The 574-nt window shown below is 35.0% G+C and carries 1 pseudogene; it reads right to left on the minus strand.

The annotated features are described in order from the left end of the window. Nucleotides 1–574, minus strand: a pseudogene (locus ACP3VS_RS24225) (hypothetical protein); the annotation flags it as partial.

Here is a 574-nt window from a genome sequence, read left to right on the forward strand (position 1 = left end):
CCCTTTAACTCCCAACACTGACGTGGCTACGCCAAAACTATCTAACCAATGCTCTTTCGATAGTGGGTCTTTCGGGTTCACCGAACCTTTTACCATGTCCGTCAAGCCTGATGTTGCATAATTTAAAAAATCAGATGGTGAATTGAACATCTTATCTTTTCTACTTTTTGCACCCGACCAAATGCCATCTACTGCACCTAGTGTAAGATAATTTGCAAAATCATATGGGGAGTTAAGTGCTTTATCTTTTCTAGTATCTAAACCGTCTTTGAAATCTTTACCAATTTCCTTGAAGCTATTGAATGACTTAACAACTGGATTTTTGATTTCCTTCCCAACCGTTTTGGCAGTTGATTTCGTTTTAATGGCTATTTCCTTCGTTGTTTGTTTAACTTCTTTTACGATTTGTTTTGTTTGCTGGTAGACCTCTTTTGTTTTCGCTGCAGTTTGTTTATAAACTTCCTTGGTTTTACTTACAGTTTGTTTATAAGCTTTTTTAGTTGCTAATACAGCACTTTTTACTACTTTTTTAAATTGCTTCGCTATTTTACTTTTACTTACTTTATTATAGAGC

The sequence above is a fragment of the Lysinibacillus sp. VIII_CA genome (assembly GCF_049943995.1).
Classification (GTDB): Bacteria; Bacillota; Bacilli; order Bacillales_A; family Planococcaceae; genus Lysinibacillus; species Lysinibacillus pinottii.